At 60.0% G+C, this 12,484-nt stretch carries 8 protein-coding genes and 2 pseudogenes; 9 read left to right on the top strand and 1 reads right to left on the bottom strand.

Going from position 1 to position 12,484, the window contains the following annotated elements; all coding sequences use genetic code 11:
- Window positions 1–161: 161 nt before the first annotated feature.
- The 7 genes from B5525_RS36875 to B5525_RS36850 all read left to right on the top strand — a co-directional run bounded on the left by B5525_RS36875 (window position 162) and on the right by B5525_RS36850 (window position 10,342).
- On the top strand, window positions 162–1,865 hold the full coding sequence (locus B5525_RS36875) for an amidohydrolase (protein ID WP_079574291.1): 1,704 nt from the start codon (window positions 162–164) through the stop codon (window positions 1,863–1,865).
- 40 nt (window positions 1,866–1,905) lie between these two features.
- Window positions 1,906–3,258: an aromatic ring-hydroxylating dioxygenase subunit alpha gene (locus B5525_RS36870; protein ID WP_079570891.1), complete on the top strand. Its 1,353-nt coding sequence runs from the start codon at window positions 1,906–1,908 to the stop codon at window positions 3,256–3,258.
- A gap of 31 nt (window positions 3,259–3,289) precedes the next feature.
- Window positions 3,290–4,726, top strand: a complete 1,437-nt coding sequence (locus tag B5525_RS36865) for a glutamine synthetase family protein (protein WP_079570889.1) — start codon at window positions 3,290–3,292, stop codon at window positions 4,724–4,726.
- Window positions 4,727–5,046: 320 nt separating this feature from the next.
- On the top strand, window positions 5,047–5,358 hold the full coding sequence (locus tag B5525_RS44985; RefSeq protein ID WP_154073680.1) for a hypothetical protein: 312 nt from the start codon (window positions 5,047–5,049) through the stop codon (window positions 5,356–5,358).
- 2 nt (window positions 5,359–5,360) lie between these two features.
- On the top strand, window positions 5,361–6,092 hold the full coding sequence (locus tag B5525_RS36860) for a sensor histidine kinase (RefSeq protein WP_079570888.1): 732 nt from the start codon (window positions 5,361–5,363) through the stop codon (window positions 6,090–6,092).
- 712 nt (window positions 6,093–6,804) lie between these two features.
- The gene (locus tag B5525_RS36855) at window positions 6,805–9,666 is read left to right on the top strand and encodes an ATP-binding protein (protein ID WP_079570886.1); all 2,862 of its coding nucleotides are present in this window, start codon (window positions 6,805–6,807) and stop codon (window positions 9,664–9,666) included.
- Between the two features lie 211 nt (window positions 9,667–9,877).
- A complete protein-coding gene (locus B5525_RS36850) occupies window positions 9,878–10,342 on the top strand; it encodes a DUF1348 family protein (RefSeq protein WP_079570885.1) in 465 nt (154 codons plus the stop codon).
- A 202-nt stretch (window positions 10,343–10,544) separates the two neighbouring features.
- On the opposite strand, the pseudogene B5525_RS46910 reads toward B5525_RS36850, so the two are convergent.
- Window positions 10,545–10,637 (bottom strand): annotated as a pseudogene (locus B5525_RS46910) (2Fe-2S iron-sulfur cluster-binding protein); the annotation flags it as partial.
- A gap of 15 nt (window positions 10,638–10,652) precedes the next feature.
- On the opposite strand from B5525_RS46910, the gene B5525_RS36840 reads away from it, so the two are divergent.
- Window positions 10,653–11,576, top strand: coding sequence for a LysR family transcriptional regulator (locus tag B5525_RS36840; protein WP_079574288.1), 924 nt, complete (start codon window positions 10,653–10,655; stop codon window positions 11,574–11,576).
- A gap of 215 nt (window positions 11,577–11,791) precedes the next feature.
- Window positions 11,792–12,424: pseudogene (locus B5525_RS36835) on the top strand (hydrolase).
- Window positions 12,425–12,484 lie beyond the last annotated feature (60 nt).

The following is a 12,484-nucleotide window of genomic DNA, read 5'->3' as shown; positions in this document are numbered from 1 at the left end:
TTCCGGTCAGCATTAGGGCTTGGTCTCGGAAGGGACACCTGGGCAATCCAAAACTTGGCGCTGTGTGCAAAATGGACACTTGCACGGAAACGAAATTAGGAGCATTCTATAATCTTCGAACCAATGTTCGTCTATCGAACAGATAAATGGAGCCAATGTCCATGTTTGGGAAATTGAAGGCTTTGTCGGTTTTAGGGGTGGGCGTGTATCTCGCCAGCGCCACGTATGCGGCCGCGCAGCAGGCGGATCTGAACTCGCCCGACTTGGTTCTGATCAACGCAAAAATCCTGACCATGGACGCCAGTTCCTCAGTCGCGGAGGCAACTGCGATCAGGGACGGTAAGATCCTCGCGGTCGGCACCAGCGCATCGATTAAGGCGCTGATCGGCACGCAGACGCGCGTATTCGACGTGGGCGGCAAGACCGTTGTTCCCGGATTGATCGACACCCACGCGCATTTCAAGGCGGCGGGTATGGCTGAATACGTCGTGAATATGAGCCGCGCGAAGACTGTCGCGGAGGCGCTCGACGCGATCAGAACGTTCGCAGGCAAGAAGAAGCCGGGCGAATGGATTATCGGCGGTGCGTGGCATCCGCCATCGCAGCTCGCGGAGAAGCGGTATCTTACCCGGCAGGAAATCGACAGCGTCGCTCCGAGCAATCCGGTCTATCTGCGCACCGTCGGCCATTTCTCGATGGCCAACAGCATGGCGCTGCAGAGCGCGGGCGTGGACAAGAGCACGGCCAATCCAGGCGGTGGCTCCTTTGAGCGGGATGCCGCGGGGGAATTGACCGGCGTTCTCGTCGAGACCGCGATCGATCGGGTCGAGAAAGCCGTGCCGCCGTGGTCGGACGAGGACGAGATCCAGCAGTTCAAACTCGCAGAGAGCGTGCTCAACGGCTTCGGGATCACCAGCGCGGTCGAGGGCGCGACGGAAGCGCGTGACATCCGGACGCTGCAGAAGATCGCGCTCGCCAAAGAGGCGACGCTTCGTGTCGGCCTGATGTTCCGGCCGGAACCGCCGGCGGAGATGGCGGCGTGGGAGGCGATCATGTCCGGCAACGGTGCGTCGTCCGGCTTCGGTGACGATTGGCTGAAATTTGCGGGGATCAAGATCTTCTACGATGGCGGCATGACGCTGAAGACCGCGCTGATGCGCGATGTCTATCCGGACTCGCACGATGACTATCACGGTATCGCGCAACAGACGCCGGAACGGCTGAAGCAGCTTATCTCGATCTGTAACCGCTACAACTGGCGCGTCGGCGTCCACGTCGTCGGTGATCTCGGTATCGATCAGGTCCTCGACGCGTTCGAGGCGGCCGACAAGGAAAAGTCCATCCGGGATCGCCGCTTTATCCTGATCCACGCCAGCCTGATCCGGCCCGAACAGATGGAGCGCGCCCACAAGCTCGGCGTCCGCATCGACTTCCAGAATGTCTTCATGTGGGACAAGGCGGCGACGGTGGAGCGCTTCCTCGGTCGCGCCGTCGCAGATCGCGCCTTGCCCACCAAAACGTTGATCGACAAAATGGGCCTCGACAATCTCGGCGCCGGCACTGACTTCCCCGTCAATCCGATCAACCCGCTGCTCAACATGTACATCATGGTGACGCGGAAGGATCCGAACGGGAACGTCTACGGTGCTTCCGAGGCCATCAGCCGTGAACAGGCGCTGCGTCTCTATACCAGTGCGGCCGCACGCTACACGTTCGAGGAAGCCAAAAAGGGCACACTCGAGCCGGGCAAATTGGCGGATCTGGTGGTGCTCTCGGCAGACTACATGACCGTGCCGGAAGACCAGATCAAGGACATCAAGGCTTCCATCACGGTGGTCGGCGGCAAAGTCGTATTCCAGCGCTGAGCCGCAGCACTGTCGAACAAGACCTGAGGAGACCCGCACCATGATGAGCCAACAGCAGAATGATCTGATCACCCGTATCGGTCCTGCGGATCCCGCCGGCAAATTCATGCGGATGTACTGGCAGCCGGCAGCCCTGGTCGATGAACTGGAGGGCGAGCGGCCGATCAAGCCGGTCAAGTTGCTCGGCGAGAACTTCGTCTTGTTCCGTGATGAAAATGGCCGCTACGGCTTGGTGGATCGCGATTGTCCGCACCGCGGCGCCGACCTCGCATTCGGCCGGCTCGAGAATGGCGGCCTGCGGTGCGCATTCCATGGCTGGTTGTTCGACGTCAAGGGGCAGTGCCTTGAGACGCCAGCGGAGCCGGTCGGCTCCTCGCTCTGCAAGAATATCAAGCAGCGTGCCTATCCCGTCACGGAGAAGGGCGGCATCCTCTGGGCCTATCTCGGCGAAGGCGAGCCGCCCGCGTTTCCGGAGATCGACTGTTTTGCAGCTCCCAATGCCTACACCTTCGCGTTCAAGGGACTGATCGAATGTAACTGGCTGCAGGCTTTCGAAGTCGGAATTGATCCGGCGCATGCCTCGTTCCTGCACCGCTTCTTCGAGGACGAGGACACCTCGATCGCGTATGGCAAGCAGTTTCGCGGCGCGTCCGCCGATAGCGAAATACCGATGACGAAGGTGCTTCGCGAGTACGATCGGCCGATTATCAATGTCGAGCAAACCGAATATGGCCTGCGGCTCGTCGCGCTACGTGAAATTGACGATAGGCGGACCCATGTGCGGGTGACCAACGCGCTGTTCCCGCACGCCTTCGTGATCCCGATGAGCACCGAGATGACGATCACACAGTGGCACGTGCCCGTCGATGATACGCATTGCTATTGGTACGCGATCTTCACCAGCTACACCGCGCCGATGGACAAGAAGAAGATGCGCGAGCAGCGCCTCGAGCTCTATCAGCTTCCCGACTATCGCTCGCGCAAGAACAAGTCGAACGATTATGGCTTCGATCCGCATGAGCAGGCGCACGATACCTACACCGGCATGGGCGCCGACATCAACGTGCACGACCAGTGGGCCGTGGAATCGATGGGCGCGATCCAGGATCGCACGCGCGAGCATCTCGGCCAGTCCGACAAGGCGATCATTCAATATCGACGTCTGCTGCGTCAGGAGATCGAGAAGGTCACGCAAGGCGGCAAGCCCTTCATGTTCCTCGACCAAGCGCATGCCAAGAGCATTCAGGGTCCCCCGACCATGGACGGTATCGGCCCGACCAAGGGTTGGGAGACATATTGGATGGAAGTCGACGTCAAGCGACGCCGAGAAGCACCCTGGGCGGCATCCGTTCCGGTGCAGATCGCGTCGTCTGATCTGACCGCAGCCGAGTAATCGGATTCCCGCGCTAGGCAAGGAAATTGCTTTGAGTTTCATCAGGAAGCACGGACTGTGGTCCGATGAACAACGCGAAGCGGCGGTCCGTCTGCGGCGGGTCGGCGCAGACAGCAAGCTTGAGACCATCAGGCTGTCGTTCCCGGACCAGCACGGCATCCTGCGCGGCAAGACGCTGATTGCATCGGAAGCGCTGGACTCGCTCGAGAGCGGTTGCTCGATCACGACTACGATGCTGGCAAAGGACACGTCGCACCGCACGGTATTTCCGGTATTTACCGCCGGCGGCGGCTTCGGTATTAGCGAAATGCAGGGCGGTTGCGACGTCCTGATGGTCCCGGACCCGACCACGTTCAAGGTGCTGCCCTGGGCGCCGACCACGGGGTGGTTGTTGTGCGACCTTTATTTTGCCGACGGTCGTCCGGTGCCGTTTGCTACCCGCGGTCTCTACAAGTTGGTGTTGGAGAAGCTTGCCAAGCGCGGCTATGATTTCGTCGCGGGCCTTGAGGTCGAGTTTCACATCTTCAAGGTCACCGATTCCAAGATGCAGCCGGAGCATGCCGGGCAGCCCGGCGAGCCACCGGAAGTTGGCCTGCTGTCGCACGGCTACCAATATCTGACCGAGCAGCGCTACGATCAGATGGAGCCGGCGCTCGAGCTGATCCGGCGCGATGTGGTCGCGCTCGGCTTGCCGCTGCGTTCTATGGAAGTGGAGTTCGGCCCGAGCCAGGCCGAATTTACCTTCCAGCCGACTGTCGGTCTCGCGCCGGCGGACACCATGGTCCTTTTTCGCAGCGCCGTGAAGCAGATCGCCCATCGCCATGGCTATCACGCGACGTTCATGTGCCGGCCGCGTATCCCGAACGTGGTGTCGTCCGGCTGGCATCTGCATCAATCGCTGGTTTCGCGCAAGGACGGCAACAATGCCTTCATGTCGAAGGTTGCGGGCGAAGCGCTGTCGTCGTTTGGAAAGCACTATCTCGCGGGGCTGCTGCAACACGCCCGTGCAGCAACCGTTTTCACCACGCCGACCATCAACGGCTACAAGCGCTATCGCTCTTATTCGCTGGCGCCGGACCGCGCAATCTGGGGCCGCGACAATCGCGGCGTGATGATCCGGGCGCTTGGCGGCGCCAATGATAAGGCGACGCGGCTGGAAAACCGAGTAGGGGAGCCCGCCGCGAATCCATACCTCTATATGGCTTCGCAAATCCTGTCCGGCCTCGATGGCGTCGATCGCGCGCTGGATCCCGGTCCCTCTGCCGATACGCCCTACGAGACCAAAGCAAGCCTGCTGCCGAAATCGCTGCGTGAGGCGGTGTTCGCCCTGCAGGAGGATCCGTTCTTCCGCGAGGCGATGGGTGCGGAACTAGTCGATTATTACGTCCACATCAAGAATGCGGAGATCGATCGCTTCCAGGCCGAGGTCACCGAATGGGAGCAGCGCGAATATTTCGAAATGTTCTGACGCCGCCGCGACAAAAGCCCCGCGGCCTCCCGGAGCCCCCACAGCAGTCGTCGCGCAAACAGGGACGGCTCAGGCTGGACGGTCTGGGCGTTGATCACACTTTTTCTCAACGCTGACTGATGCGTGACTTCATGTCCGGTCGGCGCACGATTCCGCTTCACAAGAGCTCTCACAGATTCCCGGAATTTAACGTGGCCCCGATGCGATCCGGGCGTTACAGCCATACAATCAACTCGCGAATTCCTGCCTGGTCCCGCAAGTTTCTCCGAGCGGCCACCGCGGCCACCAATGATTTCTGAGAATTGAACGGAGAGCAGCCAATGAAGCAACACTTTCTCGCGCTTCCCTCCTTACTCGAGAATGCGCGGCTGACTGCAATCGTACCGCGACCACTTGCCAGGTCACTGGCCCGCATACACCCGTTATCTACGCACGAGTTGCCGTACAAAACCACGTCAGTGGAAGTTGGCGTTCTCTGGCATGAGCGTAACACGGCTGATCCACCGCAGGAGTGGCTGCGTGCGATGCTGAAACGCGCCTCCGAACATTTGCGCGCCCGTTTTGTTGAACTTGCGGATCCGGCCCGACCCGCTTCAGCCGCACCGTTTCAGCGCATTGCTGCACGGGCGTGAAAATGACGGGACCACCGAAAGACGATTGCGAATTCGAAACACTGCTTCTCGCGATGGCCGGTCATGACCTTCGTCAGCCGCTCCAGATCATCCAGAACGTTCACGACAGCCTTGGCCGCGCCGTCGGGACCAGGCCGGAGCCGCACCTGCTGCAATTGGGCCAAAGCGCGATTAACCGATTGACCGAACAGCTCGATCAGCTCTTGAACGCCCTTCGCCTCCGAGAACATGCCAAGCCAATCCAGCTATCTCCAGTCGATCTGGGGCCTATGCTGCAAGAAGCCTACCGGGAGAATGAATGGACAGCCCTTCAGAAAGGGATTCGAATTCGCCTGGTATCGACCGCTTCCCGGGTGATGAGCGACGCCTTTCTTTTCAGTGCGGTTCTTCGCAATCTGCTCAGCAATGCGATAAAATATACAGAACCGGGCGGACAGATCCTTTTCGGGTGCCGTCATTTCCAGGATAGCATCCGCGTTGACGTTTTCGACACGGGAATTGGTATTTCCGATGAGGATATGTCGAGGATATTCGACGCTTTTACTCGCCTCGACTCCAACCACAGCGACGGTTTCGGTATTGGCCTTTTCATCGTGCGACAAGCGATCGCCATGCTCGGACATCGCGTTGACGTGAGCTCCGTTGTCTCTCGTGGAACGAGGTTCTCCATCCTGGCCCCACGCGCTTACCGACAGTCGACCAACACGGGTCGATGCACGAATGCGCGGGGCTAGTAGCAGACGCGTGAAGGGAGATCATGTGGAACGGTCTCAGGCCGGTAGCAAAGCTGTTGAAATCTGAAAGATTGCGGGGACATCGTCTAACGCCAAGAGCGAGCGGAGGAGCGCCGGCATCAAGCTGCCCCTATTTGCGCGCTCCTGTGCGCTCGCGGGCCGCTTCCTTGGTGTCCAGTGCTTTGGTCGCCATACAATGACGCCGTCGCCCTCGCCGCGAGCGGATACAGGGACTTCACGTTCTCCTGCAGCTATGCGCGATGTCAGGATTCTTGCGGCGCATTCCCTCGATTAGGTAACCGTCGTTGTTGAGTACATGAGTTTCAAGCCAAGCTGCGCGAAACTGGCTGACCTCCTGTACCGTGAATTGATGGAAATCCTCCGGTCACGAATAGCATGCACGCGTCGATGCGGACACGCGGCAGCGGCCCGAACGCCGCCGGCGTCGCCCAGCCGATCGGTCCCTTAACCTCTGCGTAATACAAACTCGCTCCCCGCGGCAGTCGCGCGCCGTTGTCGCGAGCGCTCATTCTTTGACCACGAGGATGCACCGCATCCTCTTACTTTAAGCGGTCAGAATGTGCCAAATTTGGAGCACGCCAACCCCTTTGGGGGTCCCCTTCCGGGCAGATATGATGTAAATGCAGGATCGGCAAACCCCGCACATCGATCGAACCGTAGGAAGAAGCGCTAATTTTTTGAGGCAGCTGCCGTGCAGCAACGATCCAGTAAATCGGAGACATTCCAATTTGGGCCGTTCCGACTGATCGCGCCCGAAAGATTGCTGCTGAAAGCGAACGAGCCGGTGGCGCTAGGCAGCCGTGCTCTCGACATACTGATTGCTCTGGTCGAGCGGGCAGGGGATGTCGTGAGCCACAGGGAATTGGTCAAGCGGGTTTGGCCGGACGTCATCGTCGAGGAAAGCAGTCTTCGGGTCCATATCGCCGGGCTCCGCAGAGCGCTTGGTGATGGTCGAGGCGAGGCGCGCTACATCGCCAATCTGCCCGGCAGAGGCTATTGCTTCGTTGGATCCGTCCAACGCTCGGGGCAAAACGGCCCGCCCACGGGTGTGTCGGCGGGACGCCGCCAACTCCGGACTCTGCCTGCGCGCCTGGAGCGGATGGTCGGTCGCGACAGGATTGTCGAAACGTTGCGCTCCGAGGTCACGTCTCGTCGGTTTGTCAGCATCGTGGGACCTGGCGGCGTCGGCAAAACGACGGTCGCCATCGCAGTCGCGCACGGGATGATGACCGATTTCCAAGACGCGATCTGTTTCGTGGACCTCGGTGCTCTGCAGGACGATGCGCTTGTTATTCCCGCGGTTGCGTCAGCTGTCGGGTGCCTTGAACAGACGCAAGACTCCCTGCCGCGTCTCCTGGCATTCGTCGCGGACAAGCGAATCCTCCTGGTCCTCGACAGCTGCGAGCACGTGGTTGAGTCAGTCGCGGTGCTCACTGAGCATCTCTTCCGCGAAGCACCTCTCGTGCACATGATTGCGACCACTCGCGAAGCGTTGCGGGTCGAAGGTGAGAACATTCATCTACTTCAATCTCTCGAGAGTCCACCGAGCGAACCGAAGTTGACGGCGGTTCAGGCACTGGCTTCTCCCGCGGTACAGCTCTTTATGGAGCGGGCCGCGGCCGGCGGTTACCGGGGCAAGCTCACCGACAGGGAGGCGCCGGTTGTTGCCGACATATGTCATCAACTTGACGGGATGCCGCTCGCAATCGAGCTGATAGCGACCAGGGCGAGCACCTATGGCATCAGCGGACTGGCCCAACTGATCGGCGACCGCCTGATGCTGCTTTGGCAGAGGCGGCGTAGCGTGCCAAGGCACCAGACCCTGCAGGCAATGCTGGACTGGAGCTACGATCTGTTGTCGGAACGCGAAAGGGCGGCTCTGTGCGCGGTCTCCGTCTTTGCAGGGGCATTCACGTTGGAAATGGCGCAAGCCATTGTATCCGGGCGGCACCGTGACGGATCGCAAGTTGCAAATGACGTAGCGAGCCTTGCCGAAAAGTCGCTGATCTCGGTTTCGCAGACAGAAGGCGCAAATTCATACCGGCTCCTCGATACGACCCGAGCGTATGCTGCGATCAAATTAAAGGAGCGAGGAGAGGCGAAGACAGCGGCGAGGCGGCACGCACTCCATTATGCGGAACGCCTCGTGGGATTTCAGGCGAATGTCCTGAAGGATCGTGATCTAACGGCCTACGCGCGGCAAATAGGCGACATCAGAGCAGCGCTCGAATGGAGTTTTTCAACATCAGGTGACACTTCGATCGGTGTGGAATTGGGCGCCGGGGCAGTGCCACTATTTCTCGGGCTGTCGTTGCTGAGTGAGTGCCTGCGCTGGTGCCGGCAGACGATATTTGCATTGGGCGAGGAAGATCGCGGAACAAAGCTTGAACTCGCTCTGCAACTATCACTGGCGATCTCCTCGACCTACGTCCACGGCAACAGCGACGAGGTTGGGACGGCGCTAGAGCGCGGCCTCAGCCTTGCCGAGTCCTTGGGAGATACCGAGTACCAACTGCACTTCCTCTCCGGTCTCAATCTCTTTCGGACTCGCCTTTCGGATTTCGGCGGCGCGCTGGCGGCCGCAGAGCGCTACGCTGCTGCGGCTAAGGAACTTGGCGGTTCGCGAGAGATCGTGGCGGCCGAGTGGATGTTGGGAGCGAGCCAGCACCTGGTGGGAAATCAAGCCTCGGCGCAGCAAAGCTATGAAACCGGCTTCGCACGTGCTGCAGCAGCCGACGTAAGCCAGCTGCACTTCTATGGCTATGATCACCAGGTGAGGGCATTAATCGGGTACGCACGGACATTGTGGCTGCGAGGCTTCCCCGATCAGGCGGCTCAACTTGCACAGCAAGGCATTGAGGTGGCTGGACGACAAGAGCACCCCGTCACGCTTTGCATCTGCCTTCTTTATGCCACGCCGGTGTTTCTATGGCGGGGAGACCAGCAAATCGCAGAGGACCTCATAGAACGGCTCGTCGCTTATGCTGCCAGGTACTCGCTCGCGCCGTACTATGCTGGCGGCCTGGGTCTGCGGGGTGAGCTTATGTTAGCGGGAGGAGAGATAAAGCTTGGTGTCGAGGCCCTGCGTACTGCGCTGTCGACGCTGCAAACGGAGCGGCAATATATCCTCTCGTTCGCATTTTCTCGGGCCTTAGCCGAAGGCTTGGGTCGCAGCGGGCAGGCAGCAGAAGCGACCACTATCATTGATGCGCTTGTGGCGGGCGCCGCGTGCGGTTCCGGAACCTTCGAATTACCCAACTTGCTGCGGGCTCGAGCGGAGGTTTTGTTGGCGACGTCGCGCGAGAACTGGCCAGCGGCCGAGGCCTCGCTCATGGCCTCGCTCGACTGCGCCCGGCAGCAGTCCGCGCTCGGGTGGGAACTGCGTGCGGCAATTGCATTGGGCCGCCTGTGGACGGATCATGGCCGCGGGGGCGAAGCACGAACTTTGCTTGCTGACGTCTACGAGCGATTCACGGAAGGGTTCGAGACTGCTGATCTGAGTGAGGCGGAACGTCAGCTTCGTGCAACCGGGGCCCGGACCTCACATCGTTGAGCTGCTTCCTCCCGGCTGACCAGCCACCCCTCTCACGGCTCGATACCGAGGAGCCAACAATAGCTTTATGAAGGGCAGTCTTTTCGCAGGATACCGCACGGGCGGCCTTGCCCAACGAGAGCATTCACACTTCTTCACACCAATATACTCGCCACCAGTCGGGCATTGCTTCAGGTTCGGCACGATCCCTATATTCGCCGGAACAACGATCATGTCACGCGCCCCTTTGCCTCCCTTCACCTGGAAGGCCGCAACAGAAAAGGTCCGGGCCATCGAGGACAGCTGGAATACTCGAGAGCCCGCTCTCGTGGCGCTTGGCTACACAATCGACGGTTTCTGGCGAAGCCGCACCGACTCTCTGTCCGGGCGCGCGGCGATTGAGGCGTTTCTCACGCGCAAATGGGCCAAGCAACTTGAGTACCGGCACATCAGTGAACTCTGGGCTTTCACCGACAATCGGATAGCGGCTCGGTTTGCCTACGAATATCACGACGTCAACGGCAATTGCTACAGGGCCTACGGGAACGAGAATTGGGAGATTGATCCAGACGGCCTGATACGACGGCGCATCGCTTGTATCAACGGCCATCCGATCGCGGAACCCGACCGGATGTTCCTTTGGCCGCTGGGGCGCAGGCCGGACGACCATCCCGACCTCAGCGATTTCGATTTCTAGAGCGCGATGGGATCGAAATGAATCGTGTCCCTGTCGGAAACCTAATCCGGGTGGTACGTGAGATCGAATCGCGCAAAGCGTCTGTCTCACGAGAGAAGCGCGCAAGTTAGATCGCGCGTAAACCCTTCGACGATCATGATCGGCGAAAAGGCGGCAGACATGGTTCGGTCCGATCAATGACATTGGTACAACGCCGGTAGGAGAGCAGGGCGACTGCCGCGAGCACCTGACCGGATTGGCAATAGCCGCATTGCGGCACGTCGAGCTTCGTCCAGGCCTGTTGGACGACTTCGGCTGGAGCGAGGGAAATATGAGTGATCCCCTGGACAAGCTCTCCTGGGATGACCTGCGGATCATAAAGGCAATCGGCGAGAGCGGCGGTCTTGCGGCCGCCGCGATGAGGCTCGGCTTGAACAATACAACCATTTCCCGGCGGCTGTCGCGGCTCGAGCAAGTGGTGGGGGCCGTTCTCTTCGACCGGCGTCGCACGGGATACCGGCCGACCGCTTCTGGCGCCGAGTTGATCGCGCTTGCCCGGCAAGTTGAAGTTGACATTGTCGGGGTGGCAAAACGCGTTTCAGGTCATGCGCAAGGCCACGCTGGCGACCTGCGCATCACGACGAGTGATGCACTGCTGCTCGATTTCCTCACGCCGATCGTCGCGGACTTCAGGGCATCCAATCCCGAGGTACGGATCGAGGTCATCGTCGGAAACAGTTCGCTGAACCTCGCGCGAGGTGAGTCGGATATCGCCATCCGGGCGGTGACCGCGGCGCCACCGGAAAACCTGTTCGGACGGAAGGCCGCCACCATTGCCTGGGCCGCCTATGGCCGCCGCTCGGACGTTGCAGCGCGCATGCCAAGTCCTGACGAGCTTTATCAGCGTCAATGGGCATCGTACGGAAGCAGCCTCTCCGGCCTGAGGGCGTTCAAATTCGTGGAGGAGCGTGTTCCGGGCGAGAAGATCGCCTATCGAAGCAACTCTGTTGCCGGCATGGCCGCAGCGATCGCTGCCGGCCTCGGTGTAGGATTTTTGCCCTGCATGCACGGTGACCTCTCCGACAGGCTTGTGCGCGTTGGTCCTGTGGAGCCGGAACTGAGTGACGAATTGTGGATACTCACCCATCCCGACATTCGTAAGTCGGGAAGGGTGTGTGCGTTCATGGCCCATTGCATGGCGTCCATATCGAGGCAGCGCGCTCTCATCGAGGGAAGGGAGCATCGGGCGCCGTGAGCGATGGGAAAGCCCGCCGTCGCTGCGACGAGTGGATGACGGCCGGCCGGCTGCAAATTTGCAAAAGAACTTTTGCAGCGATGCCGCTCGCGGTTTGAATGCCTGCGTCCTAACTCCCTGACGGTCCGAAGATCGTCGGACAGTCAACGCTCCGTATCACCATGCCGAGGGTATCCCGGAAATCCTGGCGCACCAGAAAGGAAACCAACGTGAGCATCAAAGCAGTCGCCAAACCTGCCAGAAGTCTTCTCAGCCCCAAGGATCACGCGCTTATGCTCATCGATCACCAGTCGCAGATGGCGTTCAACACCAGGTCAATCGACGTGACTGCTCTGCGCACGAATACTGGAATCCTTGCTCATACGGCGAAGGGCTTCAACGTCCCAACGATCCTCTCGACGATTTCAAAGGACAGTTTCGCCGGCCCGCTATTCGACGAGATCACGGACGCATTCCCGAACGCGGAAGTCACTGACCGCACGACCTCGAATGCCTGTTAGGACGAGAATTTCATTGCCCGCGTCAACGCCATCGGCAAGGATCGCCTCGTCATCTGCGGCCTATGGACCTCTGTCTGCTGCAACGGTCCCGTATTGTCAGCGCTGGACCAGGGCTACGAGGTTTATGTGGTCACTGATGCATGCGGTGATTGTTCGGTTGAGGCCCACGAGCGGGCAGTCGAGCGCATGATACAGGCAGGCGCGCGTCCGATCACCTCGCTCACCTATCTTCTCGAGCTGCAACGCGATTGGGCCCGTCTCGAGACCTACGATATCACAATCGACATTGCGATGAAGTTCGGCGGCGCCTTCGGTGTCGGCATCCAGTACGCCAAGACGATGCTGTAGAAGCCGGAAGCTCAAGAAGCACCTGTTAAGATCGGTGTTCTGACCGATATGTTCTCGCTC

Source organism: Bradyrhizobium erythrophlei (genome assembly GCF_900129505.1).
Classification (GTDB): Bacteria; Pseudomonadota; Alphaproteobacteria; order Rhizobiales; family Xanthobacteraceae; genus Bradyrhizobium; species Bradyrhizobium erythrophlei_D.
Note: the sequence above shows the minus strand (reverse complement) of the source record. Positions and strands in the feature narration are given on the sequence as shown.

Excerpts from the sequence above, each read along its gene's own strand:
- B5525_RS36875 (WP_079574291.1), top strand. The coding sequence starts at position 162 with ATGTTTGGGAAATTGAAGGCTTTGTCGGTTTTAGGGGTGGGCGTGTAT.
- B5525_RS36870 (WP_079570891.1), top strand. The coding sequence starts at position 1,906 with ATGATGAGCCAACAGCAGAATGATCTGATCACCCGTATCGGTCCTGCG.
- B5525_RS44985 (WP_154073680.1), top strand. The coding sequence starts at position 5,047 with ATGAAGCAACACTTTCTCGCGCTTCCCTCCTTACTCGAGAATGCGCGG.
- B5525_RS36860 (WP_079570888.1), top strand. The coding sequence starts at position 5,361 with ATGACGGGACCACCGAAAGACGATTGCGAATTCGAAACACTGCTTCTC.
- B5525_RS36850 (WP_079570885.1), top strand. The coding sequence starts at position 9,878 with ATGTCACGCGCCCCTTTGCCTCCCTTCACCTGGAAGGCCGCAACAGAA.
- B5525_RS36840 (WP_079574288.1), top strand. The coding sequence starts at position 10,653 with ATGAGTGATCCCCTGGACAAGCTCTCCTGGGATGACCTGCGGATCATA.